Source organism: Pseudomonas sp. Marseille-Q5299, assembly GCF_943737035.1.
GTDB lineage: Bacteria > Pseudomonadota > Gammaproteobacteria > Pseudomonadales > Pseudomonadaceae > Aquipseudomonas > Aquipseudomonas putida_E.
Window position 1 is genome coordinate 620509 of the sequence record NZ_CALSFR010000002.1, and the last position, 26056, is coordinate 646564.

A 26056-nucleotide genomic window follows, 5' to 3' on the forward strand; every position below is an offset into this window, starting at 1 on the left:
TGTTGGAATCTGCGCTCATTGGACCCAACGCACAGCTATCGCCACAAGGCAAAAAAACACATACTAGCCATGTCCTGTAATCATGGCTTGCGCGATGAAACGCCTTCCACCGCTTTCCGCTCTGCACACCTTCCTGATCACCGCTCAGCACTGCAACTTCACCCGTGCCGCACAGCAGTTGCATATCACCCAGGGCGCCGTCAGCCGGCAGATCGCCGGGCTCGAAGAGCACCTGGGGTATGCCCTGTTCCAACGCCAGGCCCGCGGCCTGAGCCTGACGCGTGAAGGCCAGGACTGGCTGCCGCGCGTGCAACAGGTGTTCGCCTTGATCGAACAGGGTGTGCGCGAGGTGGGCGGGCGCAGCACGACCTTGCAGCTCAAGGCGCCGACCTGCGTGATGCGCTGGCTGTTGCCGCGCCTGATGGAATGGCAGGCACTGCGCCCGGATGTGCCGGTAGAGCTGACCACCACGGTGCAACATGGCGTGGATTTTCGGCGCGAAGGGTTCGATGCGGCGGTGGTCTATGGCAGCTTGCCCAATCATGGGCTGCGGGTGCGCAAGCTGTTCGATGAGCAACTCACGCCCGTCTGCGCGCCATCGTTACTGGCTGGGCCTTTGCCACTGAAGCAGGTCGAGGACCTGGCGCGCCATATGCTGCTGCACCCATCGCGGGATGAGCATGACTGGCGCCTGTGGCTGCAAGCGGCCGGTGCGTCACTCGACCTGCACGGGCCGAAGCAGCACTTCGAGACGCTGGACATGGCCATGGCCATGGCATCCCAGGGCACTGGGGTTGCCATTGGCGATTGGGCATTGATTGGCGATGACCTGCGCGGCGGGCGTTTGTGCATGCCCTTCGGGTTGAAGGTGACCACCGGCAAAGCCTATTACCTGGCCTGCCAGTCCAAAAGCTTGCCAGCAGGGTTGGCCGAGCTGATGGACTGGCTGGAGGGCCGTGCCGAGGCTCAGTAACCGACGGTAAAACGCTGCCGCGAATGCGCCGGTTTCTCCAGTTCATCGAGCATGGCAATGGCGTAGTCGGCAAAGGTAATCCAGCTCTTGCCATCGGCGCCGATCAGCAGGTGGTCCTTGCCCAAGGTGTAATGCCCTGTCCGCTCCCCTTCGACGAACTCAGCCGACGGCGACAGGAAGGTCCAGTCCAGGTTCTGTTCCTGGCGCAGCACCTCAAGAAAGCGTACACCGGCGCTGGCCTCGGCCTTGTAAGCCTCGGGAAAGTCCGGGCTGTCGATGACCCGATGCCCGGAAGGCAACAGCAGGCTGCCGGCGCCCCCGACCACCAACAGGCGTTTGACGCCCGCACGCTTGACCGGCTCGATGATCGCATGCGGCTCGATGGTCGAAAAACGCGCAGCGCTCAGCACCGCATCCACACCCGCCAGCGCCTTGTGCAGCGCCGCGCTGTCCTTGACGTCGAGCGCCTGCACGGTCACGCCCGCGCGCCCCTGCAGTGTCGAAGGGTCGCGGGCAATGGCGAGCACACTGTGCCCGCGGCGCAACGCCTCTTCCAGCAGTTGGCTGCCAGCGCGGCCAGTAGCACCGATGATTGCGATCTTGCTCATGAGGAACACTCCTTCAGTTGAATGGAATTACCACTTCATCTCGCCCTTGGCGACCTTGGCACCGAGCTCCAACGAGCTCTCGTCGGCCAGGCCCGGGTAACGCTTCTTCATTGCGCCGATCAGCCCATCGGCGTCTTTGGCCTTGGCCGCTTCAACATCGAACGCCTGGATGTAGCTCGCCGTGAAATGCACGGCATCGAGCGAATGATCGCTCTGCCCCAAGTAGTGGCCGGCCACGACAGTACGCGGTGCCAGCTGCTCGATGTGCTTGAGCGTGCCAAGCCAATCCGCATGCGACTTGGCTGACTGGGTATCGGCCATCCACACATGGATGTTTTCGGAGACCACCACCCCACCCACCACCGCCTTGATCGACGGAATCCAGACAAAACTGCGCTCAGGTTGCGGGCCATCCAGCCCCATGACTTCGAGCGGCTGCCCCTCCAGCATCAGGCGATTGCCATCGAGCACCTGTGGCACCACCAGCCGCGCCGGTTTGTCGGAGCCCATCTGCGGGCCCCAGTAAGCCAGCTTGGCATCCATGGTCTGGCGGATATGGGCAACGGTGTCGGCCGAAGCAACCACGCTGGCCTCAGGGAAGGCCTGGGTCAGGGTGTCGAGGCCGAAGTAGTAGTCCGGGTCGCCATGGCTGATGTAGATGGTCGTCAGGTGTTTGCCGCCAGCACGCAGGCGTTGCGCCAGCTGTTCGGCCTGGGCCTTGCCGAACTGGGCGTCGACCAGGATGGCGTCCTTTTCGCCACTGACGATTACCGAGCTGACCGGGAAGATGGCCTCATGGCCTGGGTTGTAAATGTCCAGTTGCAACGGCTCGGCAGCCTGGGCCTGGCCAGCCAAGGCGACACATGCCAGCACCAGGCTGCGCAAGGGAGTGAATATCGACATGCTCTGTGACCGTCCGCGAGAAGAATGATCAACAGCTTAGTTGCCCGATCCATGACAAAAAATGCGATGCTCGAACATAGTTTGTTTCTGAAATCGGGCAAATCATGGACCGTCTGAACGCGATGCGCGTTTTTGTCACCGTCGTCGACCTGGGCAGCCAGTCGGCGGCGGCCGATCAACTGCAGCTGTCCCGCCCGGTGGTCTCGCGCTACCTCGCCGAGCTGGAGGACTGGGTTGGCGCGCGCTTGATGCAGCGCACCACGCGCAAATTGAGCCTGACCGCCGCTGGCCTGGAGACCCTGCCCCGCTGCCGGCATCTGCTGGAACTGGCCGGCGACCTGCAGGCCGCCGTGCAGCAACCGGCGGATGCGCCCCGTGGCGCCCTGCGCATCAGCGTCAGTACCTCATTCGGCCAGGCACAACTGGTGGATGCGGTAGCCGCGTATGTGCGCCGCTACCCTGGGGTGAGAGTCGAGCTGCAGATGCTTGATCGCACGGTCAACCTGGTGGACGAGCGCATCGACCTGGCCATCCGCACCAGCAACGACCTGGACCCGAACCTCATCGCCCGGCGCCTCACTGTATGCCGCTCAGTCGTCTGCGCGGCACCCGCCTACTTGCATGAGCATGGCACCCCGCAACGGGTCGAGGAACTGAGCCAGCACAATTGCCTTACTCATGCCTACTTCGGCCACAGCGTCTGGCATTTCGAAGTGGGCGGCCAGCCGATCACTGTCCCGGTCGAAGGTAATATCAGTGCCAACGAGGCCATGACCCTGCAGAAGGCGGCACTGGCCGGTGCGGGGGTCGCCATGCTGCCGACTTACCAGGCTGCCGCGGCCCTGCGTACAGGCGAACTGGTGCGCCTGCTGCCTGATGCACGCCCGCAGGAGCTGAACCTGAATGCGGTGTACACATCACGCAAGCATATGCCGGCGACCTTGCGCAGCATGCTGGATTTTCTGGCGCAGCGGTTCAGGGACGAACCGGAGTGGGATAAAGATTTGTTGTGAACTGCCGCGCAACCGGGCTGTTGCGTCAAGCGTCCACCTGTGATTGACCTATGCTTGAGGTATCACCTGTTTTTGCAACAGGAGGTGAGCACCATGGGCATCAAATCAAGAAGAGTCGCCCTTGTCATGGCAATGACTGCAGCCGTCGGGCTTTACGGCTCCGCCTGCTGGCGCGCCGAGCTGCTACGCAGCCAGCCCAACGCGGCAGCCAGTTGCGAGCAGGCGCACTGCGTGCCGCACACCGCCACCTTGAGCGCCGTCCGCTGAGCCGAACGGCGCAATGCCGATCACTCGTCGACGCTCATGTATTCCTTGGCCCAGCGGATATAGTCCTCAGGCTGGGTGTAGGTGTGCGACAGCTCGGTGGCCGTGAGGTTTTCCGACTTGTTCTGCTGGCCGCGCTGCAGGCGCAGGCAGTCATAAGTGGCCTTGATCGCGGCAAAGTAGGCGGCATGGCCATCGACCACGATCCGTACGCCAAGGCGTGCCAGGCGCTCATCGTCGCGCAGGTTCGGGTTGGCATAGGTCACCAGCATCAGCGGCACGCTGAGGTGCTCGGCGATCTGCTCCAGTTGCTCGAAGTCTTTGACACCCACCATGCAGATAGCATCGGCACCGGCCTTCTGGTAGCTCTGGGTGCGCACGATGATTTCTTCGGTGCTGAGCACGCCGGCGTTAGTGCGGGCGATGATCGAGAGCGACGAGTCGACCCGGGCCTCCAGCGCCGCACGGATCTTGCCAACGCCCTCTTCGACCGGGATCAGGTCGGTGGACTTGCGCCCGAACTGGGCCGGCAGCAGCGTGTCTTCGATAGTGAGCGCAGCCACACCGGCGCGTTCCAGTTCGATGACCGTGCGCATGACGTTCAGCGCATTGCCATAACCGTGGTCGGCATCGGCGAGCACCGGCAGCTGGGCCACACGGCCGATGCGGGTAGCCTGCTCGACGAACTCACTCAGTGTGATAAGGGCGAAGTCTGGTGCGGCCAGCACCTGCAGCGAGGCGACCGACCCGCCGAGAATGCCGACTTCGAAGCCCAGGTCAGCGGCAATACGCGCCGACATCGGGTCGAACACGGAGGCCGTGTGATAGCAGGAACCTGAAGCGAGCAGCTCGCGGAAGGCAAAACGCAGATCTTGATGGGAAGCCTTGGGCATGATCACTCCGCTTATACGTGAAATTGAACGGTTGCTACCGACCCCTGAATCGGGTCTACCTGACCTGTTCCAACCGTCGCCATCGGGGCGCTCATGCTCGACATGCAGGCAGAGGAATAAAAGGTGTGGGATACAGCGGCACTGGAATCCTGCGACATCATGCTGCACCAAGCTGGTGCGACCCGCGGATTCAAGGCTCTGCGGTCCATGCACGATATCACGCAGCCATGCAGCACTGGATGAATGCGCCAATGCCGATCTTGCATGGGCGATGCTGATAGTACATAGGTAGCTACCTAAGTCAGGTTACAATCGCGGTATTGGTGCCGGCCCGCTCGTGGGCCAGCAAAGCCACTGCTGTCTTTCAAACAAGGTGCCCCTCCGTGACCGCCGCACTGCCCCCGACCGCCCTGCGCAGCGTCCTCACCGCGTTGATGCTGGCCATCTTCCTTGGCGCCCTCGACCAGACCATCGTCGCCGTTTCACTGCCAGCCATCTCCGCCCGGTTCAATGACGTCGGGCTGCTGGCCTGGGTGATATCGGGCTACATGGTGGCGATGACCGTGGCAGTGCCGATCTACGGCAAGCTGGGGGACCTGTATGGGCGCCGCCGCATGATCCTTACCGGCATCAGCCTGTTCACCCTGGCCTCCATCGCCTGTGCCCTGGCCCAGGACATGCAGCAGCTGGTGCTGGCGCGGGTGCTGCAGGGTATCGGTGCGGGCGGCATGGTTTCGGTGAGCCAGGCGATCATTGGCGACTTCGTACCACCCCGGGAGCGTGGCCGCTACCAGGGCTATTTCAGCAGCATGTATGCCGCAGCCAGCGTGGCCGGGCCGGTACTGGGTGGCTGGCTGACCGAATACCTGTCGTGGCGCTGGGTGTTCTGGATCAACCTGCCCTTGGGCCTGGCCGCCCTGTGGGCCATCCACCGCGCCCTGGAGGGCATGCCCGTGCAACGCCGCCAGGCTCAGGTGGACTATGTGGGGGCGGTGTTGTTGATCCTTGGCCTGGGCAGCCTGCTGCTGGGCATTACCCTGGTCGGCCAGGGCCACGCCTGGACTGCGCCTGCCGTGATGGCCCTGTTCGCCTGTGCCGGGCTTGGCACAGCCTTGTTCATCGGGCATGAACGTCGTTGCCAGGAACCGTTGCTGCCACTGGGGCTGTTCGGCAACCGGGTGGCCGTGCTGTGCTGGGCGGTGATTTTCTTCGCCAGTTTCCAATCGATCTCTCTGACCATGCTGATGCCCCTGCGCTACCAGGGCATCACCGGGGCCGGGGCCGACAGCGCCGCGCTGCACCTGCTGCCCTTGGCCATTGGCCTGCCCATCGGTGCATTCACCGGCGGGCGCATGACCAGCTTCACTGGCCGCTACAAGCCGCAGATCCTCGCCGGTGCGTTGCTGATGCCGGTGGCGATCTTCGCCATGGCCATCACCCCACCGCAGTCGGGCGTTCTCAGTGCGCTTTTCATGTTGTTCACAGGCATCGCCTGTGGGCTGCAGTTCCCGACATCGCTGGTAGGCACCCAGAGCGCTGTGGATAGCAAGGACATCGGCGTGGCCACCAGCACGACCAATCTGTTCCGCTCACTTGGCGGCGCCATGGGCGTGGCCTGCATGTCCAGCGTACTGCTGGCACTGCTGCATCAGGGGGGGGTCGAATTGGCGGGTAATCCGTTGCTGGGGAGCCTGCAGGCTGGGGAAGCGGATCCTGCAACCCAGGCACGATTGCTGGAAACCTTCAGGCACCTGTTGCTGGGCAGCGCCACGGTGGCGCTGCTGGGGCTGGTGGCGGCAGTGGCATTGCCGGACCGGCAGTTGCGTGGGCGCTAGGGGAGCACCTTAGGTTTTAATCATCCCTTAATGCTCAGGGAAAACACTCCCTCACAATCCTTAACAAAGTGTCAATTGCGCAAGGCAGGGCTCCAGCGCAGCATATCCAGCCCGGTGTCCACCCATTTTTCGGCATCGCGCAGCAGATCGACGCTGTCTGGCAGTAGCAACCAGCGCCCGATCAGGCCATCGACATAGGCAAACAGGGCCACGGCTGCCCGTTCTACATCCAGCCCGGCCGGCAACTGCTCACGGCGCACGGCATTGGCCAACGCCAGGGTAATGCCCTCATGGCAATCCAGCACCGCACTTTGGCGCTGCTGGCGAATTTCACACATGTCATCGGTGAACTCGCACTTGTGATGCAAGATCTCATTGATACGCCGGGTCCGGGCGTCGAGCACCAGCCCGTTGAACACTTGCAGCAGCAGCTTGCGCATGCAGCCGAGTGGGTCCAGTTCGTCCTCGCTTTCACTGGCACGCGCCAAGTGGTCATGGGTTTCGTGCAGGCTGTCGAGCAGCGCCTGCACCAACTCCGCCTTATTGTTGAAATGCCAGTAGATAGCACCGCGGGTCACGCCCGCCAGTTCGGCGATGTCAGCCAGGGTGGTTCGCGCAACCCCACGCTTGTAGAAAGCCTTTTCCGCCGCCTCGATGATCTGGGTTCGGGTTTCCTGGGCTTCTTCTTTGGTTCGACGGACCATGGCAGTACAACCTCATCTGGGCCCGCAGGCACGTTGCTTGCGGGGAATCCGCCGGGGTCACCTCTGAAGGGTGCCTCCGGATGGGCTAATCAAGGGGCCGGATAGTAGCCAAGTACTACCCAACGGTATTTACAAACAACCATGAATGTAAGTATATTCGTTAGTAAGCTATTTATCCACCGGATAGCATTTTTTCTGACAAGACTCTTCCATTACTCTTGAGCGTCTCCCTGCTCTAGCGACCCGAGGATCCTCATGCAATTCAAGCCAGCCGTTACCGCTCTGGTTTCCGCCGTCGCCCTGGCAACTCTGCTAAGTGGCTGTAACAAAGAAGAAGCCGCGCCCGCAGCACAGGCTCCTCTGGTCGGCGTCGTGACAATCCAGCCCCAGGCCTTCACCTTGACCACCGAGCTGCCGGGGCGCACCAGCGCCTATCGCATTGCCGAAGTGCGCCCTCAGGTCAATGGCATCATTCTCAAGCGCCTGTTCAAGGAAGGCAGCGACGTCAAGGCCGGTCAGCAGCTGTACCAGATCGACCCTGCCGTATACGAGGCCACCCTGGCCAACGCCCAGGCCAACCTCCAGGCTACCCGCTCGCTGGCCGAGCGCTACAAGCAGCTGATAGACGAACAGGCGGTGTCCAAGCAGGAATACGACGACGCCAATGCCAAACGATTGCAGGCCGAGGCAGCGCTCAAAAGTGCCCAGATCGACCTGCGCTATACCAAGGTACTGGCGCCGATCAGCGGTCGTATCGGTCGCTCGTCGTTCACTGAAGGTGCGCTGGTGAGCAATGGCCAGACCAATGCCATGGCCACCATCCAGCAACTCGACCCGATCTACGTCGATGTCACCCAGTCCACCGCCGAGCTGCTCAAGCTGCGCCGTGACCTGGAAAGCGGCCAGCTGCAGAAGTCCGGCGACAACGCCGCGTCCGTCCAGCTGGTGCTGGAAGACGGCAGCCTGTTCAAGCAGGAAGGTCGCCTGGAGTTCTCCGAAGTGGCGGTCGACGAGACCACAGGTTCGGTGACCTTGCGCGCCATCTTCCCCAACCCTGATCACACCCTGCTGCCCGGCATGTTCGTGCACGCGCGGCTCAAGGCCGGGGTCAACAGCAATGCCATCCTGGCCCCGCAGCAAGGCGTGACCCGTGACCTCAAGGGTGCACCGACCGCGCTGGTAGTCAACCAGGAGAACAAGGTCGAACTGCGCCAGCTCAAGGCCAGCCGCACCCTGGGCAGCGACTGGCTGATCGAAGAAGGCCTGAACCCGGGCGACCGCCTGATCACCGAGGGCCTGCAGTACGTGCGCCCGGGTGTCGAGGTCAAGGTCAGCGATGCCACCAACGTCAAGAAACCGGGCAGCCCTGATCAGGCCAGCGCGGCCAAAGCAGACGCCAAAGCGGAGTAAACCATGTCGAAGTTCTTTATCGATCGCCCGATCTTCGCCTGGGTGATCGCCTTGGTGATCATGCTGGTCGGCGCTTTGTCGATCCTGAAGCTGCCGATCAACCAGTACCCAAGCATCGCGCCGCCGGCCATCGCCATCTCCGTGACCTACCCGGGCGCCTCGGCGCAAACCGTGCAGGACACCGTGGTGCAGGTGATCGAGCAGCAGCTCAACGGTATCGACAACCTGCGTTATGTGTCCTCGGAGAGCAACTCCGACGGCAGCATGACCATCACCGCCACCTTCGAGCAGGGCACCAACCCTGATACCGCGCAGGTTCAGGTACAGAACAAGCTGAACCTGGCCACCCCACTGCTGCCGCAGGAAGTGCAGCAGCAAGGTATCCGCGTCACCAAGGCAGTGAAGAACTTCCTGATGGTGATCGGCCTGGTGTCCGAAGACGGCAGCATGACCAAGGATGACCTTGCCAACTACATCGTTTCCAACATGCAGGACTCGATTTCGCGCACGGCAGGTGTCGGTGACTTCCAGGTGTTCGGTGCACAGTACGCCATGCGTATCTGGCTCGATCCGGCCAAGCTGAACAAGTTCCAGCTGACTCCGGTCGACGTCAAGACCGCGGTCGCCGCGCAGAACGTGCAGGTGTCGTCCGGCCAGCTCGGCGGCCTGCCTGCCATACCCGGCACCCAGCTGAACGCCACCATCATCGGCAAGACTCGCCTGCAGACCGCCGAGCAGTTCGAAAATATCCTGCTCAAGGTCAACAGCGATGGCTCGCAGGTTCGCTTGCGCGATGTTGCCCAGGTCGGCCTGGGCGGCGAAAACTACGCCATCAGCGCCCAGTTCAACGGCAAGCCGGCCTCGGGCCTTGCGGTCAAGCTGGCGACCGGCGCCAACGCCCTGGATACCGCCACGGCCCTGCGCAAGACCATCAGCGACCTGGAGCCGTTCTTCCCGCCAGGGGTCAAGGCGGTGTTCCCGTATGACACCACGCCGGTGGTCACCGAATCGATCAGCGGGGTTATCCACACCCTGATCGAAGCCGTGGTCCTGGTATTCCTGGTGATGTACCTGTTCCTGCAGAACTTCCGCGCCACCATCATTACCACCATGACCGTACCGGTGGTATTGCTGGGCACCTTCGGCATCCTTGCCGCAGCGGGCTTCAGCATCAACACCCTGACCATGTTCGCCATGGTCCTGGCCATCGGCTTGCTGGTGGACGACGCCATCGTCGTGGTGGAGAACGTCGAACGGGTCATGTCCGAGGAAGGCTTGCCGCCCAAAGAGGCGACCAAGCGGTCGATGGAGCAGATCCAGGGCGCGCTGGTGGGTATCGCCCTGGTGCTGTCGGCAGTGCTGCTGCCGATGGCCTTCTTCGGCGGCTCCACGGGTGTGATCTACCGGCAATTCTCCATCACCATCGTCTCGGCCATGGGCCTGTCGGTGCTGGTGGCACTGATCTTCACCCCGGCGCTGTGCGCCACCATGCTCAAGCCGCTTAAAAAGGGCGAGCACCATGTGGCCAAAGGTGGCTTCTTCGGCTGGTTCAACCGCAACTTCGACCGCAGCGTGAACGGCTACGAGCGCAGCGTGGGTACCATCCTGCGCAACAAGGTGCCGTTCCTGCTGGGCTACGCCTTGATCGTCGTCGGCATGATCTGGCTGTTCGCCCGCATCCCTACCGCGTTCCTGCCCGAGGAAGACCAGGGCGTACTGTTCGCCCAGGTGCAGACACCGGCCGGTTCCAGTGCCGAGCGCACCCAGGTGGTGATTGACCAGATGCGTGAGTACCTGCTCGAGGACGAAGCCGATACCGTGTCGTCGGTGTTCACCGTCAACGGCTTCAACTTCGCCGGTCGCGGGCAAAGCTCGGGCATGGCGTTCATCATGCTCAAGCCGTGGGACGAACGCTCCAAGGAGAACAGCGTGTTCGGCCTGGCCGAGCGTGCCCAGCAGCACTTCTTCAGCTTCCGTGATGCGATGGTGTTCGCCTTTGCTCCGCCTGCGGTACTGGAGTTGGGTAACGCCACCGGCTTCGACGTATTCCTGCAGGATCGTGGTGGCGTCGGCCATGCGAAACTCATGGAAGCGCGCAACCAGTTCCTGGCCAAGGCTGCCCAGAGCAAGGTGCTCAGCGCCGTGCGTCCGAACGGCCTGAACGATGAGCCGCAGTACCAGCTGACCATCGATGACGAACGTGCCAGCGCCCTGGGCGTGACCATCTCCGACATCAACAACACCCTGTCGATTGCCTTGGGTGCCAGCTACGTCAACGACTTCATCGACCGCGGCCGGGTCAAGAAGGTGTACATCCAGGGCGAACCGAACGCCCGGATGAGCCCGGAAGACCTGCAGAAGTGGTACGTGCGCAACGTTGCAGGCGAGATGGTGCCGTTCTCCTCCTTCGCCACAGGTGAATGGACCTACGGTTCGCCCAAGCTGTCGCGCTACAACGGCGTTGAGGCAATGGAGATTCTCGGTGCACCGGCACCAGGCTACAGTACCGGTGAAGCCATGGCTGAGGTGGAGCGGATCGCTGGCGAACTGCCGGACGGCATCGGCTACTCCTGGACCGGCATGTCCTACGAGGAAAAGCTCTCCGGCTCGCAGATGCCGGCACTGTTCGCCCTCTCGGTCCTGTTCGTGTTCCTGTGCCTGGCAGCACTGTATGAAAGCTGGTCGATCCCGATCGCCGTCGTGCTGGTCGTTCCACTGGGCATCATCGGTGCGCTGATCGCCACCAGCCTGCGCGGCCTGTCCAATGACGTGTACTTCCTGGTAGGCCTGTTGACCACCATCGGCCTGGCGGCGAAGAACGCGATCCTGATCGTGGAATTCGCCAAGGAACTGCACGAACAAGGCAAGAGCCTGTATGACGCAGCGATCGAGGCATGCCGCATGCGTCTGCGCCCGATCATCATGACCTCGCTGGCATTCATCCTCGGCGTGGTACCGTTGACCATTTCCAGCGGCGCTGGCGCGGGCAGCCAGCATGCCATCGGTACCGGGGTAATCGGCGGCATGATCAGTGCGACCGTGCTGGCCATCTTCTGGGTACCGCTGTTCTTCGTCGCAGTGTCGTCGCTGTTCGGCAGCAAAAAGCCGGAACAGGACGCCACCCCTGAAACTCCACGTTATGAGGCTGGGCAATGACCAAGTCTTTGTTGTCCCTGGCGGTAACCGCTTTCATTCTCGGCGGCTGCTCGCTGATCCCTGATTACCAGACGCCGGAAGCACCGGTGGCAGCGCAGTGGCCGCAAGGCCCTGCGTACTCGCCGACCGAGTCGGCCGACGTGGCCGCCGCCGAACAGGGCTGGCGCCAGTTCTTCCACGACCCGGCACTGCAGCAGTTGATCCAGACTTCGCTGGTGAACAACCGTGACCTGCGCGTGGCGGCACTGAACCTCGACGCCTACCGCGCGCAGTACCGCATCCAGCGCGCCGACCTGTTCCCGGCGGTTTCAGCCACCGGCAGCGGCAGCCGCCAGCGCGTCCCGGCGGACCTGTCGACAACCGGTGAGGCCAACATCACCAGCCAGTACTCGGCCACGCTGGGCGTCAGCGCCTACGAGCTGGACCTGTTCGGCCGCGTACGCAGCCTGACCGAGCAGGCCCTGGAAACCTACCTGTCCAGTGAGCAGGCGCGTCGCTCCACGCAGATCGCCCTGGTGGCCAGCGTGGCCAACGCCTACTACACCTGGCAGGCCGACCAGGCACTGTTCAAGCTGACCGAAGAGACGCTCAAGACCTACGAGGAAAGCTACAACCTGACCCGCCGCAGCAACGAAGTCGGTGTAGCTTCGGCGCTCGACCTCAGCCAGGCGCGCACCGCCGTGGAAGGGGCACGGGTCAAGTATTCGCAGTATCAGCGCCTTGTCGCCCAGGACCTCAACAGCCTGGCCGTGCTGGTGGGTACCGGCATCCCGGCCAACCTGCCCAAGCCGCTGGAGCTCGATGCCGACCAGCTGGCGGAAGTGCCGGCTGGCCTGCCGTCGGACATCCTCCAGCGCCGCCCGGACATCCAGGAAGCCGAGCACCTGCTCAAGGCCGCCAACGCCAACATTGGCGCAGCGCGAGCAGCGTTCTTCCCGAGCATCAGCCTGACCGCCAACGCCGGCACCCTGAGCCCGGACATGGACGGGCTGTTCAAAGGTGGTTCGGGGACCTGGCTGTTCCAGCCGCAGATCAACCTGCCGATCTTCAACGCCGGCAGTCTGAAGGCGAGCCTGGACTACTCGAAGATCCAGAAGGACATCAACGTCGCCAAGTATGAAAAGACCATCCAGACCGCCTTCCAGGAAGTCTCCGATGGCCTGGCGGCACGCAAGACCTTCGAAGAGCAGTTGCAGGCGCAACGTGACCTGGTGCAGGCGAACCAGGATTACTACCGCCTGGCCGAACGCCGTTACCGCATCGGTATCGACAGCAACCTGACCTTCCTCGACGCCCAGCGCAACCTGTTCAGTGCACAGCAGTCGCTGATCACCGATCGCCTGTCGCAGCTGACCAGCGAGGTCAACCTGTACAAAGCGCTCGGCGGTGGCTGGTACGAGCAGACCGGGCAGGCCAATCAGCAGGCATCGGCGGCAACACCGAAGAGCTGACTGTTCAGGTAAACACAAAAACCCACCCCTCGCGGTGGGTTTTTTGTTGCGCACAACGCTGCCTGACAAATAATTAACCAACTGGAACATTCCGTTCGATTATCGCCCGCTTCCGCTTGCGACGAATTGCCTCACTGCTGCCCTCCCCGCACCATCCTCTCCAGCAACACGTTGCCAATTTGACAAAAAGACCCGCCCTGCAGGCTGCACTCTGCAGCGCACCGGTTCGCCAATAAAAACAAGAGATCCACGACAGATGAGCATTTCGCACCCCGCACGCCAGCTGCTGCCCGGCCTGTTGGCCATGTCCTGTGCCCTCCCCGCATTGGCCGCCGAAGGCGGTTTCATGGAGGACGCCAAGGCCACCCTCAACCTGCGCAACTTCTACATCAACCGCAACTTTGTCGACCCGGCTCACTCCCAAGCCAAGGGAGAGGAATGGACGCAAAGCTTCATCCTCGATGCCCGCTCCGGCTTCACCCAGGGCGTCGTAGGTTTCGGCGTGGATGTACTGGGCATGTATTCGGTCAAGCTCGACGGCGGTAAGGGCACCACCAATACCAACCTGCTACCGGTCCACGATGACGGCCGGCCCGCCGACGACTTCGGCCGCCTGGGCGTTGCACTGAAAGCCAAGCTGTCGCAGACCGAACTGAAAGTAGGCGAATGGATGCCAGTGCTGCCGATTCTGCGCTCGGATGACGGCCGCTCGCTGCCGCAGACCTTCCGCGGCGGCCAGCTCACCTCGAAAGAAATCGAGGGCCTGACCCTGTACGCGGGTCAGTTCCGCGCCAACAGCCCGCGCAACGACGCCAGCATGGAAGACATGTCGCTCAATGGGCGGGCGGCGTTCACCTCCGATCGTTTCAACTTCGGCGGTGGCGAATATACCTTCAACGACAAGCGCACGATGATCGGCCTGTGGGATGCCCAGCTCAAGGACATCTACCGTCAGCAATACATCAACCTGGTGCATAGCCAGCCGCTGGGCGAATGGACCCTGGGCGCCAACCTCGGCTATTTCATCGGCAAAGAAGACGGGGCCGAACGCGCAGGCCAGCTCGACAACCGCACGGCCTCGGCCATGCTCTCGGCACGCTACAAGGGCAACACCTTCTACGTCGGCCTGCAGAAAGTCAGTGGCGACGATGCCTGGTTGCGGGTCAACGGCACCAGCGGCGGCACCCTGGCCAACGACAGCTACAACTCCAGCTTCGACAATGCCAAGGAACGTTCCTGGCAGGTGCGCCATGACTTCAACTTCGTCACCGTCGGTATCCCCGGCCTGACCCTGATGAACCGCTACATCAAGGGCGACAATGTCACCTCTGGCAGCATCGACGACGGCAAGGAATGGGCGCGGGAAACCGAACTGGCCTACGTGGTGCAGTCGGGGTCATTCAAGGACCTTTCGGTGAAATGGCGCAACTCCACCATGCGCAGGGACTTCAGCACCAACGCGTTCGATGAGAACCGCTTGATCGTGAGTTATCCGTTGAACCTGTTGTGATCTCACCGGCCATCAGCCATGCGCACTGCCACCATTCGCTAAGCTGATGATGGTGGTGCGCCACAGGCTATCCTGAGCAGTATGAGTGGCCTGTGCCCGCCAACAGTGCGGCACAGGCTACACCATGCAAACAGGCCACCCAGGGAGGAACAACAATGAAAAACCTCGTTGAACACCTGAGCCAATACGCCAGCTACCACCGCGACCCACGCAATATCGCTACCCACTTCGTCGGCATTCCGCTGATCGTGCTGGCCGTGACCATCCTGCTGTCGCGCCCGGGCTGGGACGTCGCCGGGGTCTGGCTTTCCCCTGCCCTGCTGGCAGCGGCAGCGTCGGTGTGGTTCTACCTGCGCCTGGACCTGCGTTTCGGGCTGGTGATGGGCTTGCTGCTGGGGCTGTGCCTGTGGGTTGGCCAGGCACTGGCGCTGCAAAGCACCGCGCTGTGGCTCAGTGCTGGGGCAGGGGCATTTGTGGTGGGCTGGATCATCCAGTTCGTCGGGCATTACTACGAAGGCCGCAAGCCGGCGTTCGTCGACGATATCAGCGGGCTGATCATCGGGCCGCTGTTCGTGGTGGCGGAGGCGGCGTTCATGCTGGGAATGTGCCCGGCGCTCAAGCATGCAGTTGAGGCCAATGCCGGGCCGGTGGCGCTGCGCTCTGCGTAGGAGCGGCCTTGTGTCGCGAAAGGGCTGCGAAGCGGCCCCATCAATTTCAGCGACGCTGCAACCATCCTGGGGCCGCTTCGCAGCCCTTTCGCGACACAAGGCCGCTCCTACAGGTGCGTGAGCTTCACGACTGTTGACGAGACTCTACACCTAACTCATCCCACACCGATTCTGCCAGGTGGAAGGTGGCATTGGCTGCCGGAATACCACAGTAGATAGCGCTCTGCATCAGCACTTCCTTGATCTCTTCACGGGTCACGCCGTTGTTGGCCGCCGCGCGCAGGTGCAGCTTGAGTTCATCGTTGCGGTTCATGCCGATCAGCATGGCGATGGTGATCAGGCTACGCGTGTGCCGTGGCAGGCCTGGGCGGGTCCAGATATCACCCCAGGCATGGCGAGTGATCATTTCCTGGAACTCGCCATTGAAGTCGTTGAGTTTCTCCAGGCTGCGATCCACGTGGGCATCGCCGAGTACTGCGCGGCGTACTTGCATGCCGGCGTCGTAACGTTGTTTCTCATCCATGGCAGATTCCTCAGCGAGCCAGCAGGAAGTCAAGCACGCGAAGGCTGAACGCCTCGCCGATCTCGACATTGGAAAGGTGCGCTGCCGGGAATTCGGCATAGGTGGCACCGATGATCGCGGCCTGCATGAAGCGGCCATGTTCCGGCGTGGTCACCACGTCCTCGGTACCGGCAACGACCAGCGTAGGCACCTGGATACGGCCGAGTTGCTCACGGTAATCGGCGTCGCGTACTGCCGCGCAGTTGGCGGCATAGCCCTGTGGAGAGGTCTGCGCGAGCATCTGACAGATGCGCTGCGCCTGCTCAGGTTGGGCCTGGGCAAACGCGGGGGTGAACCAGCGAGCGATCGAGGCGTCGCGCAGGTCGGCCATGGCCTGCTGGCCGCCTTTGAGCACCATGTCGATGCGGGTATTCCACACTTCGTCATTGGCGATCTTGGCCGCGGTATTGCACAGGGTCAGGCTGTGCAGACGCTCGCCCGCATTGATACCCAGCCACTGGCCGATCAGGCCACCCATGGACAAGCCGACGAAGTGGGCATGCCGGATATCCAGTGCATCGAGCAGCGCCAGCACATCGCCGCCCAGTTGCTCGATGCTGTATGGGCCATCGGTGACCAGCGAAGCGCCGTGACCGCGAGTGTCGTAACGCAGTACACGCAAGTGCTCGCTCCACAGCGGAATCTGACTGTCCCACATGCCCAGGTCAGTCCCCAGGGAGTTGGACAGCACCAGCACCGGGGCATCGTCCGGGCCATCGAGTCGATAGTTCAGTACGCCATCGGCCAGTTGCAAATGCGCCACAGCGGTCTCCTTCAGGCAGTGAATCGTTGATGTTCAGCCACAGCGCGCGCCACCCAGACGCGGGCCTGGCCAAGGTAATGGGCAGGGTCGAGCAGACGGTCTAGCTCTTGTTCAGTCAGTTCGGCGGTCACCTGCGGCTCGTCGCCCAACACAGCGCGCAAATGGCGCTGTTCGGCCACGGCGCGCTGGCAGCATTGCTCGAGCAAGTGATGGGCGCGGTCGCGGCCAAGGCGTTGGGCCAGGACGATGCTCACCGCCTCGGCCAGCACCAGGCCTTGGGTCAGGTCGAGGTTGCGGCGCATGCGCTCGGCGTCCACCTCCATGCCTTCGACGATCACCTGGGCCTGACGCAAGGCGCCTGAAACCAGGCAGCAGATCTCCGGCAGTGTTTCCCACTCGGCATGCCACAGGCCGAGGCTGCGCTCGTGCTCCTGGGGCATGGCTGCGTAAAGCGTCGATAGCAGCCCCGGCACCCGGGTGGCGGCACCGATCAGCACTGCAGCGCCCACCGGGTTGCGCTTGTGCGGCATGGTCGACGACCCACCCTTGCCAGGCGCGGAAGGCTCGAACACCTCGCCCGCCTCGGTCTGCATCAGCAGGCTGACATCGCGGCCCAGCTTGCCCAGGCTACCGGCAATAAGGCCCAGCACCGAGGCGAATTCCACCAGGCGATCGCGCTGGGTGTGCCAGGGTTGCTCGGGCAAGGTCAGTTGCAACTGTGCGGCCAGGCCCTCGGCGACCGGCAGTGCTTTGCTGCCCAAGGCCGCCAAGCTGCCGGAGGCGCCACCGAACTGCAGTACCAACAAGCGCGGACGCAGCTCCTGCAGCCGTTGACGGTGGCGCGTAACGGCGCCCAGTATGCCGGCCAGCTTCATGCCCAGAGTCACCGGGGTGGCGTGCTGCAGCCATGTACGTCCCACCAGCGGTGTGTCGGCGTGCAGCAGGGCCTGGCGCGACAAGGTTTCGGCCAGCGTGGCGAGGTCAGCCTCGATCAGCGCCAGTGCATCACGCAACTGCAGCACCAGCCCGGTATCCATCGCGTCCTGGCTGGTGGCGCCCAAGTGCACATAGCGTTCGGCCTCGGGAACACCACTGGCGATCACCTTGCCCAGCGCCTTGACCAGCGGGATTGCCGAGTTGCCTGCCGTGGCAATGGCATCGGCGAGCGCGCGAACGTCAAAGCGCTCGGCCTGGCAGGCGGCCTCGATGGCCGCTACCGCGCTGTGCGGCACCAGGCCGGCAGCAGCCTCGGCACGGGCCAGGGCAGCTTCGAAATCGAGCATGCCCTGCAGACGGCCGCGGTCAGAAAAGATCTCGCGCATGGCCGGGGCGGTGAAATAGGCGTCGAACAGTAGGTTGCTCATGCAACGTCCTTAATCATCATGGTGCAGGTACGCCGCCTGTTTCGGCAGACGCAGGCTGAACAGGAACGCGATTGCCATCATCGCCGTCACGTACCAGTAAAAGGTGTTCTCCATACCCAGGCTTTTCAAGCCCAGGGCCACATACTCGGCCGAGCCGCCGAACATTGCGTTGGCTACCGCGTAAGCCAGGCCTACCCCAAGCGCACGCACCTGCGGCGGGAACATCTCAGCCTTCACCAGGCCACTGATCGAGGGGTAGAAACTGACGATGCACAGCGCCAGGGTCACCAGCACGAAGGCCATGAACGGGCTGCTGACGGTCTTTAGCGCCATCAGCAACGGCACGGTGAACAGCGTCCCCAAGGCACCGAACAGCAGCATCGAGTTACGTCGGCCGATACGGTCGGAGAGCATGCCGAAGAACGGCTGCATCACCATGTACAGGAACAAGGCGCCGGTCATCACGAAGCTGGCGTTCTTCGCGGTCATGCCCGCAGTGTTGACCAGGTACTTCTGCATGTACGTAGTGAAGGTATAGAAGATCAGCGAGCCACCGGCGGTATAGCCGAGCACGGTGATGAAGGCTGCCGTGTGGTTGCGGAACAGGCCTTTGATGGAACCAGCGTCCTTGTCCTTGCGGGTTTCGGCGCTGCTGGTCTCGTGCAGCGAGCGGCGCAGCATCAGCGAGATTAGCGCAGCGATGGAACCGACCACGAACGGAATGCGCCAGCCCCAGGCACGCAGTTCATCTTCGGTCAGCAGTTGCTGAAGGATCACCACCACCAGCACTGCCAGCAATTGGCCGCCGATCAGGGTGACATACTGGAACGAAGCAAAGAAACCACGCTGGCCACGCAGCGCCACCTCACTCATGTAGGTCGCGGTGGTGCCGTACTCGCCGCCTACCGAAAGGCCCTGAATCAAGCGGGCCAGCAACAGCAATGCCGGGGCCCAGGTGCCAATGCTCGAGTAGGTGGGTAAGCAGGCAATCATCAAGGAGCCGAAACACATCATCAGCACCGAGATCATCAGGGAATTCTTGCGGCCATGGCGGTCCGCCAGGCGACCGAAGATCCAGCCACCGATAGGCCGCATCAGGAAGCCAGCGGCGAACACGCCAGCGGTATTGAGCAATTGAACAGTGGGGTCGTCAGAGGGGAAGAAGGCCGGGGCAAAATAGATTGCACAGAAGGCGTAGACATAAAAGTCGAACCATTCCACCAGGTTGCCTGAAGAGGCACCGACGATGGCGAAGATGCGCTTACTGCGCTCTTCACCGGTGTAATAGGTTGAGGTCATGACGGCTTTACTCCTGGAGTGTGCTAAGTAGGTCTAGACATACTTAGTAACACACTCGTTCCGCTTCTGGGCTGGCTATTGGCCTTGTGTCTCATAAGTCCGGCCTCTTCGCGAAACAAGCCCGCTCTCACAAGAGAGGCGTGGTCCCCTGTGGGAACGGGCTTGTCCCGCGAAAAGGCCGGGACAGGTCAAACCCGCTCGATGGCCAACGCCAGACCTTGGCCAACACCGACACACATGGTCGCCAAGCCCTTGCGCCCGCCGCTCTTCTCCAGTTGGTGCAGTGCGGTCAGCACCAGGCGCGCTCCACTCATGCCCAGCGGGTGGCCCAGGGCAATTGCACCGCCGTTGGGGTTCACTTGCGGCGCATCATCGGCCACGCCCAGCTCACGCAGCACCGCCAGGCCTTGACTGGCAAACGCTTCGTTGAGCTCGATCACATCGAAATCGCTCATGGCTACACCCAGGCGCTCGGTCAGCTTGCGCACCGCCGGTACTGGGCCAATGCCCATCACCCGTGGCGCTACACCGCCGCTGGCCATGCCCAGAACACGGGCACGCGGGGTCAGGCCGTGCTTCTTCACCGCTTCAGCCGAGGCCAGGATCAGTGCCGCAGCACCGTCGTTCACGCCCGAGGCATTGCCAGCGGTGACCGTCTTATCCGGGCCGTTGACCGGTTTGAGCTTGGTCAGTGCCTCAAGGGTGGTTTCCGGGCGCAGATGCTCATCGCGATCGACGATGGTTTCGCCCTTCTTGTGGGCGATACGCACAGGCACGATTTCTTCGGCGAAGAAGCCGGCAGCCTGGGCTGCGGCGGCCTTCTGCTGGCTGCGCAGGGCGAAGGCATCCTGGTCGGCACGCGAAACCTGGTAATCGTCTGCGACGTTATCAGCGGTTTCAGGCATGGAGTCCACACCGTACTGGCTCTTCATCAGCGGGTTGATGAAGCGCCAGCCGATGGTCGTGTCTTCAAGCTTCATGTTGCGCGAGTAAGCGCTCTCGGCTTTGCCCATGACAAACGGCGCGCGCGACATGGACTCGACGCCGCCGGCAATGGCCAGCTCCATCTCGCCGCTGGCAATGGCACGGAATGCAGTACCGATGGCGTCCATACCCGAGGCGCACAGGCGGTTCAGGGTCACACCCGGGATACTCTCGGGCAGGCCCGCCAGCAGCAGGGCCATGCGTGCCACGTTGCGGTTATCTTCACCGGCCTGGTTGGCACAGCCAAAAAACACTTCGTCGACCTGATCCCACTGCACACCCGGGTTACGCTCGATCAGCGCCTTGAGCGGTACAGCGGCCAGATCATCGGCACGCACGCCGGCCAAGGCGCCGCCGAAGCGGCCGATGGGGGTGCGAATAGCGTCACAGATAAATACGTCGCGCATCAAGCTTCTCCTGCCAGTGGGCCATGGGCCTCGGCGGTGCGGGTTTCAAAGTCACGCAGCGCACCCAGGTCGACCTCGGTTCAGGGTGCTACGTTGGGCTCAGATTAAGGAGAGTGGCGGGTCGCTGACAATCCGATAATCGACTATCCGTGCGTTTATCGAACATATTGTCACCCAGCCATCCCTTTCCCAAGGGGCCGCAACGCGGCCCGTCAGCGCAGGCTCAGGTCGCGTCGGCGTGGCTCACCAGGCCTTTCACGATCACGCCTACCGTGGCCAGCGCAGCTGGCACCAGCAATGCCGTCAGCACCTGCTCGAAGTTCCAGCCCAGGCCAAGCAGGGTCGCACCACTCCAGGCGCCGAGGATCGCGCCAAAGCGGCCGATGCCGAGCATCCAGGAAACACCGGTGGCACGCGCTTGGGTCGGATAGAACCGCGCCGCCAGCGAAGGCATGGCCGATTGCGCGCCGTTCACACACATCCCGGCTACCAGCACCAGAGTGGCAAGCACGGTAATGTTGCCCAGGCTCTGCCCTACCGCATAAGCGAACACGCCCGCCAGCAAGTAGAAGATACCGATGACCTTGTGCGGGTTGTAACGGTCCATGGCCCAGCCTACTGCCACGGCACTGAGTACGCCACCGAACTGGAACAGCGCACCGATGAACGCGGCCTGCTCCATGCTTGCGCCGCTGTCACGCATCAGCGTCGGCAGCCAGCTGGTCAGCAGGTAGACGATGACCAGGCCCATGAAGTAGGTCAGCCACAGCAGCATCGTGCCCAGGCCATAGGTGCCGGAGAAGATCACTGCGAACACGTTGCGCGCGGCCACAGCCTTCTGTTCCGGCACACTGAAGCTGGCTGCCTGCGCAACGACGGCCGGTGCAATCGGCGCCAGGGTCTTGCGCACCTTGTCGGTACCGCGGTTGCGTACAACCAGAAAGCGTGCCGACTCAGGCAGCCAGACCATCAGCACCACAACCAGCAGCAGCGGCAGCACACCGCCCACTACCAACAGGCTATGCCAGCCGTAGGCCGGGATCATCTTCGCGGAAATGAACCCACCACCAGCCATGCCCAGGTTGAAACCGCAGAACATGCTGGTCACCAACAGCGACTTGAGGCGCTCCGGGGTGTATTCGGAAAGCAGCGTGGTGGCATTGGGCATGCCGGCACCCAGCCCGAGGCCGGTCAGAAAGCGCAGCATCAGCAACTGGTCGACGTTGCTGGCGTAGGCCGAGGCCAGGCTGAAACCACCGAACACCAATACCGCACCTACCAGCACGACCTTACGGCCAAAGCGGTCGGCCAGCGGCCCTGAACCCAAGGCACCGAACACCATCCCGATCAACGCGGCGCTCATCACCGGGCCAAGGCTGGCGCGGTCGATGCCCCATTCCTGGGACAATGCCGGAGCGATAAACCCCATGGCCGCAGTATCCAGACCATCGAGGAAGACAATCAGGAAACAAAGGATCACCACGCGCCATTGATAGCGCGACAGCGGTTGTTCATTGATGAATGATTGAACGTCGAGGCAGTTCCCGACAGATTGTGGCTTGTTCATTGTTGTTATCCAGAAATTGGGCACAGTCGAGCCACTGCACAAGGGCAACCGGTACAGGGTTCAAAGTCGATGAAATGCGGCCTGATTCAGCCTGGATACAACGGAACTGCGTGCGGGTGCGGCCGCAGCAGCAAAGTGACAGTGGTCATGGTGTGCGCCTCTTGTGTTTTTCTTGTTCGGTCGGCACAGCCGACCGCTGCGAGAGACATTAATCAGCCAATGGAGGGCGCGCAATTCGTCCAGAGCGACACTGTGCGTTTATCGAACAGGAAACGGTTGGCATGTTCGATAACAGTGCACAGCGGCACGACGGGCTGTACGTGTTTCAGCCAAACAACTGATGGCAAAGATCGCGACTGGATGCCAGCAGGATCGGTAAGAACCGCTGTTCCAGCTCGCTTCGGCTTACACGCCCCACATGGGTACTGACATTCAACGCCGCAAGCACCTGCCCGGACGCATCATAAATCGGCACAGCAATCGAGCGCAGCCCCTGCTCCAGTTCCTGGTCGACCACGCACCAGCCCTGCTCACGCACCTGCTGAATACAAGCGAACAGCGACTCCGGATCATGCAAGGTACGGCTGGTGCGGGCCTTGAGGTCGGCGCGGTCGAGGTACTCGCGCAAGCTGGTGTCGTCCATCGCTGCCAACAGAATGCGCCCCATCGACGTGCAGTAGGCCGGCAGCCGCCCACCGACTGACAGATCGACCGATATCAACCGCTCCACAGTGGCCGAACGGGCTATATAAAGAATGTCGTCGCCTTCGAGGGTGGCCATGTTGGCAGCCTCGTGCAACTGATCGCTGATGCGGTCCAGATAGGGCTGGGCCGACATCGCCAGCGGCGTCGACGAAAGGTAGGCATGACCCAGGGTCAGCACCTTGGGCAGCAGCGAATAGGTACGCCCATCGGTCGTGGCATAGCCGAGCTTGATCAGCGTATGCAAACAACGACGCACCGCCGCTCGTGGGATCTCGGTGCGGTGGCTGATCTGAGCGATGGTCAGATGGCGCTTGCGCTCCTGAAATGCCTGGATTACGGCAAGGCCCCGCGCCAGCGAGGTCATGAAGTCCGGGTCACCAGTAAATGCCTGAATACGCTTGGCTGGCGAGGCCACGATCGGCGGTGCCAAGGCAGGGGCGCTCGGGCGTACCGACTCCGGGCTGGCAGATTCGTTGGCCGGGATTTCGTCACTCATCGCTCACCTCAAAAAATTCGCTGCTTCGTGCGATTATCGAACAAACGGCCGATAATCGCAATTGACCGCTGACACGTTTACTTATACCTTTCTACTGCCACTTGTGGCTTCTTTGGAGAGACTGGTCAGGTACCCACCGTAGAAGTCCCCAGGCAACGGCCTCGTCTTTGTGCGAGGCCGTTTTTGTTTCCCTGCCTGATATCTGAACAGCAGCGAACTTTCCACGCGCCGGCCGTTCAAACTTTGCACAAGCAGCCATTACCCGCAACTTGAACGACGGTTGTAAGGGCTGGGTAAATAACACTGTCTGGCGTTTTATCGATTGCTATAATCCAGTCGGCTGGCCCGGATCCTCATTCGGGCAAGGCACTTACGGCCTGACCCTTATCCGACGACCAGCACGCCCTGTGCATGGGCAACGTGCACGTGCACGCACTAACGGCCACTTTTTACATTCAGGTACTACTGTGACGAAAGATGAACTGCGCGCGGAACTGGAGCGCCAGGCTGAACGTTACAAGGAAGTTTACGGTGGTGAAGTCACCACTTACGCCGCTCAACCGGAACCGGAGCGCAAACCTTGGCGCAAACGGGCCACGGTCCAGGATCAGGCCTTCAACCAGGAACTGGAAAAGATGGAGAAAGAGTTGCGCAACGAAGACACCTGAGCCGTTTGCCGCGGGCAATTGCACTGGCGGTCGAGGGCGGCGCTCGCGGGACCGATCGTTACCGACAGGCCGAGTATGAAATGGAATTACACAAATTTCATACAGTCGTTTGAATCATGAATGGCCATTCCCGTTTACAGGAATACGGCGAAATTCGGCGTTTTTTGTGATTTTTAGCGAAACCTTCTACGCATTACTCCGTGGACGACAACGTTTGGAAGTCGATCAAAAGACTGCCATCGGTCAGCTGCGGGTGCATCGATTGCCAAGGTTTTCTGGCATAATCCCGCCCCCCAAATGACCGCCAGACAACCTTCATGATCGATTTATTCAGCGGACTGGATGCCTGGGTATTGGTGAGCCTGCTGCTCGCCCTGACCTTCGTGCTCGCATTCGAGTTCATCAATGGCTTTCATGACACCGCCAACGCGGTAGCCACCGTCATCTATACCAAAGCCATGCCACCACACCTGGCCGTGTTCTTCTCCGGGGTGTTCAACTTCCTTGGCGTTCTGCTGGGCGGTGTCGGGGTGGCTTACGCCATCGTTCACCTGCTGCCGGTCGAGCTGCTGATCAATGTGAACACCGGGCATGGCCTGGCCATGGTCTTCTCGTTGCTGGCTGCGGCCATCACCTGGAACCTGGGTACCTGGTATTTCGGCATCCCGGCCTCGAGCTCGCACACCTTGATCGGTTCGATCCTTGGCGTGGGCCTGGCCAATGCCCTGATCAGCGACATTCCCTTGGGTGACGGCGTCAACTGGCAGAAGGCGATCGACATCGCCATGTCCCTGGTCATTTCGCCCATGGCCGGCTTTGCTGTGGCTGCGCTGTTGCTGCTCGGCCTGAAATGGTGGCGCCCGCTGTCGAAGATGCACAAGACGCCAGAGCAGCGCCGCAAGCTCGACGACAAGAAGCATCCCCCCTTCTGGAACCGCCTGGTGCTGGTGATTTCGGCAATGGGCGTGAGCTTCGTACACGGCTCCAACGATGGCCAGAAAGGCATCGGCCTGATCATGCTGGTACTGATCGGCATTGTTCCGGCCAAGTTCGTGCTCGACCTGAACAGCACCACCTACCAGATCGAGCGCACCCGCGACGCGACGATGCACCTGAGCCAGTTCTACCAGCGCAACGCCGCCACCCTGGGCGAGTTCCTGGCACTGGGCAAGGCGCAAGCCAGCGACCTGCCGGAGCAGTTCAGTTGCAACCCGCAGCAGACCGAACCCACCATCGCCGCACTGCAATCCTCGCTGCAGGGCGTGACCGATTACCGTGCCCTGGAAGCCGACAAGCGCGTGGAAGTGCGCCGCTATCTGCTGTGCCTGGATGACACGGCGAAGAAGGTCGGCAAGCTGCCGGGGCTGGATGCGCGTGAAAAGGCCGACCTCGACAAATTGCGCAAGGACCTCACCGCCACCACCGAATATGCCCCGTTCTGGGTAATCGTTGCCGTCGCCCTGGCTCTGGGCCTGGGCACCATGGTTGGCTGGAAACGCGTGGTACTGACCGTAGGCGAGAAGATCGGCAAACAGGGCATGACCTATGCCCAGGGCATGTCGGCCCAGATCACCGCAGCATGCGCCATTGGCATGGCCAACGTGTTCGCCCTGCCGGTTTCGACTACCCACGTGTTGTCGTCCGGCGTGGCCGGCACCATGGTTGCCAACAAGAGCGGCCTGCAAGGCGGCACAGTGAAAACCATCCTGCTGGCCTGGGTATTGACCCTGCCGGCGACGATGGGCCTGGCGGCTGGCTTGTTCTGGCTGGCATCCAAGGCTATCGGCTGAGCCATAACAGTGCAGTGAAAAGGGCCGCTTTGCGGCCCATCGCCGGCAAGCCGGCTCCCACAG

Annotated in this window: 22 protein-coding genes; 11 read left to right on the plus strand and 11 right to left on the minus strand. The window is 62.1% G+C overall.

Annotated features, from left to right (window positions below; translation table 11 throughout):
• The first annotated feature begins 94 nt into the window (after positions 1-94).
• Positions 95-973 (plus strand): LysR substrate-binding domain-containing protein, encoded by an 879-nt coding sequence (locus NGJ21_RS07280; RefSeq protein WP_119688340.1) that lies wholly within the window; start codon positions 95-97, stop codon positions 971-973.
• Here the strand turns inward: NGJ21_RS07280 and NGJ21_RS07285 are convergent.
• The gene (locus tag NGJ21_RS07285) at positions 967-1581 is read right to left on the minus strand and encodes an NAD(P)-dependent oxidoreductase (protein ID WP_115273678.1); all 615 of its coding nucleotides are present in this window, start codon (positions 1579-1581) and stop codon (positions 967-969) included. The two genes, NGJ21_RS07280 and NGJ21_RS07285, sit on opposite strands and share 7 nt — an antisense overlap.
• A 27-nt stretch (positions 1582-1608) precedes the next feature.
• Positions 1609-2484 carry an MBL fold metallo-hydrolase gene (locus tag NGJ21_RS07290; protein WP_115273677.1) on the minus strand — a complete coding sequence of 292 codons (876 nt, stop codon included), beginning with the start codon at positions 2482-2484 and terminating at the stop codon, positions 1609-1611.
• 104 nt (positions 2485-2588) lie between these two features.
• Between NGJ21_RS07290 and NGJ21_RS07295 the strand changes: the two genes are divergently transcribed.
• Complete coding sequence (locus tag NGJ21_RS07295; protein WP_115273676.1) at positions 2589-3497, plus strand: LysR family transcriptional regulator; 909 nt, start codon at positions 2589-2591, stop codon at positions 3495-3497.
• Positions 3498-3623: 126 nt separating this feature from the next.
• A complete protein-coding gene (locus tag NGJ21_RS07300) occupies positions 3624-3764 on the plus strand; it encodes a hypothetical protein (protein WP_168216568.1) in 141 nt (46 codons plus the stop codon).
• Positions 3765-3784: 20 nt separating this feature from the next.
• Here NGJ21_RS07300 and NGJ21_RS07305 read toward each other — a convergent pair whose 3' ends face one another.
• Positions 3785-4654, minus strand: a complete 870-nt coding sequence (locus NGJ21_RS07305) for an oxaloacetate decarboxylase (RefSeq protein ID WP_046784922.1) — start codon at positions 4652-4654, stop codon at positions 3785-3787.
• A gap of 383 nt (positions 4655-5037) precedes the next feature.
• Here NGJ21_RS07305 and NGJ21_RS07310 point away from each other — a divergent pair, with 383 nt between their 5' ends.
• Positions 5038-6489, plus strand: a complete 1452-nt coding sequence (locus NGJ21_RS07310) for an MDR family MFS transporter (protein WP_251961975.1) — start codon at positions 5038-5040, stop codon at positions 6487-6489.
• 71 nt (positions 6490-6560) lie between these two features.
• On the opposite strand, the gene ttgR is transcribed toward NGJ21_RS07310, so the two are convergent.
• A complete protein-coding gene (gene ttgR / locus NGJ21_RS07315) occupies positions 6561-7193 on the minus strand; it encodes an efflux transport transcriptional regulator TtgR (protein ID WP_046784920.1) in 633 nt (210 codons plus the stop codon).
• 255 nt (positions 7194-7448) lie between these two features.
• On the opposite strand from ttgR, the gene ttgA reads away from it, so the two are divergent.
• The 5 genes from ttgA to NGJ21_RS07340 all read left to right on the plus strand — a co-directional run bounded on the left by ttgA (position 7449) and on the right by NGJ21_RS07340 (position 15388).
• Positions 7449-8603 carry a toluene efflux RND transporter periplasmic adaptor subunit TtgA gene (gene ttgA, locus NGJ21_RS07320; RefSeq protein WP_046784919.1) on the plus strand — a complete coding sequence of 385 codons (1155 nt, stop codon included), beginning with the start codon at positions 7449-7451 and terminating at the stop codon, positions 8601-8603.
• A 3-nt stretch (positions 8604-8606) separates the two neighbouring features.
• Positions 8607-11759 carry a multidrug efflux RND transporter permease subunit TtgB gene (gene ttgB / locus NGJ21_RS07325; protein ID WP_251961976.1) on the plus strand — a complete coding sequence of 1051 codons (3153 nt, stop codon included), beginning with the start codon at positions 8607-8609 and terminating at the stop codon, positions 11757-11759.
• A complete protein-coding gene (locus NGJ21_RS07330; protein ID WP_046784917.1) occupies positions 11756-13210 on the plus strand; it encodes an AdeC/AdeK/OprM family multidrug efflux complex outer membrane factor in 1455 nt (484 codons plus the stop codon). Before ttgB ends, NGJ21_RS07330 begins: the two co-directional genes overlap by 4 nt.
• Positions 13211-13466: 256 nt before the next feature.
• Positions 13467-14720, plus strand: a complete 1254-nt coding sequence (locus NGJ21_RS07335) for an OprD family porin (protein WP_119688336.1) — start codon at positions 13467-13469, stop codon at positions 14718-14720.
• 155 nt (positions 14721-14875) lie between these two features.
• The gene (locus tag NGJ21_RS07340) at positions 14876-15388 is read left to right on the plus strand and encodes an Mpo1 family 2-hydroxy fatty acid dioxygenase (RefSeq protein ID WP_012312943.1); all 513 of its coding nucleotides are present in this window, start codon (positions 14876-14878) and stop codon (positions 15386-15388) included.
• A 124-nt stretch (positions 15389-15512) separates the two neighbouring features.
• On the opposite strand, the gene pcaC is transcribed toward NGJ21_RS07340, so the two are convergent.
• The 7 genes from pcaC to pcaR form a co-directional block, all read right to left on the minus strand.
• Positions 15513-15911 carry a 4-carboxymuconolactone decarboxylase gene (gene pcaC / locus NGJ21_RS07345; protein ID WP_012312942.1) on the minus strand — a complete coding sequence of 133 codons (399 nt, stop codon included), beginning with the start codon at positions 15909-15911 and terminating at the stop codon, positions 15513-15515.
• Positions 15912-15921: 10 nt separating this feature from the next.
• Entirely contained in the window at positions 15922-16713 is a 792-nt protein-coding gene (pcaD, locus tag NGJ21_RS07350) for a 3-oxoadipate enol-lactonase (RefSeq protein ID WP_115273673.1), read from the minus strand.
• An 11-nt stretch (positions 16714-16724) separates the two neighbouring features.
• On the minus strand, positions 16725-18077 hold the full coding sequence (locus NGJ21_RS07355) for a 3-carboxy-cis,cis-muconate cycloisomerase (RefSeq protein WP_125924260.1): 1353 nt from the start codon (positions 18075-18077) through the stop codon (positions 16725-16727).
• Positions 18078-18086: 9 nt separating this feature from the next.
• A complete protein-coding gene (locus NGJ21_RS07360; protein WP_251961977.1) occupies positions 18087-19376 on the minus strand; it encodes an MFS family transporter in 1290 nt (429 codons plus the stop codon).
• A 188-nt stretch (positions 19377-19564) separates the two neighbouring features.
• On the minus strand, positions 19565-20770 hold the full coding sequence (gene pcaF / locus NGJ21_RS07365) for a 3-oxoadipyl-CoA thiolase (protein ID WP_177010419.1): 1206 nt from the start codon (positions 20768-20770) through the stop codon (positions 19565-19567).
• 220 nt (positions 20771-20990) lie between these two features.
• The gene (gene pcaK / locus NGJ21_RS07370; protein WP_039602158.1) at positions 20991-22334 is read right to left on the minus strand and encodes a 4-hydroxybenzoate transporter PcaK; all 1344 of its coding nucleotides are present in this window, start codon (positions 22332-22334) and stop codon (positions 20991-20993) included.
• Positions 22335-22659: 325 nt separating this feature from the next.
• Positions 22660-23535 carry a pca regulon transcriptional regulator PcaR gene (pcaR, locus tag NGJ21_RS07375; RefSeq protein WP_012312936.1) on the minus strand — a complete coding sequence of 292 codons (876 nt, stop codon included), beginning with the start codon at positions 23533-23535 and terminating at the stop codon, positions 22660-22662.
• A 467-nt stretch (positions 23536-24002) separates the two neighbouring features.
• Between pcaR and NGJ21_RS07380 the strand changes: the two genes are divergently transcribed.
• Together NGJ21_RS07380 and NGJ21_RS07385 are read left to right on the plus strand one after the other, a co-directional pair.
• A complete protein-coding gene (locus NGJ21_RS07380) occupies positions 24003-24203 on the plus strand; it encodes a hypothetical protein (protein WP_012312935.1) in 201 nt (66 codons plus the stop codon).
• A 317-nt stretch (positions 24204-24520) separates the two neighbouring features.
• Positions 24521-25993: an inorganic phosphate transporter gene (locus tag NGJ21_RS07385; RefSeq protein ID WP_012312934.1), complete on the plus strand. Its 1473-nt coding sequence runs from the start codon at positions 24521-24523 to the stop codon at positions 25991-25993.
• Positions 25994-26056 lie beyond the last annotated feature (63 nt).